The sequence below is a fragment of the Pseudoalteromonas sp. G5_S1_14_S5 genome, from assembly GCF_054968605.1.
On record NZ_JBQKUM010000292.1, the window covers coordinates 1 to 223 of the forward strand.

1 protein-coding gene is annotated in these 223 nt (G+C 41.7%); it reads right to left on the reverse strand.

All coding sequences use genetic code 11. The annotated features are described in order from the left end of the window. A partial coding sequence (locus tag ACTRWI_RS22935) for an IS66 family transposase zinc-finger binding domain-containing protein (RefSeq protein WP_499133969.1) occupies nt 1-223 on the reverse strand: 223 nt, incomplete at both ends.

Here is a 223-nt window from a genome sequence, read left to right on the forward strand (position 1 = left end):
TAATAGATTAGGACCAATGATACCTTGTGAGACATTATCAGGTTTTTGAGCTTTCACTGTTTCTTTACAGTGGCGACATTGACCTGAAAATAAACGGTATTCAGTGATGTCGACCGTAGGTTTGGGAATATCAAAGACTTGATGCCGGTAGTACGGCCCACCATTAACATCGATATCAGACTGAGCACAACAAGGGCACACTTCAGGAAAACAATCGATAACC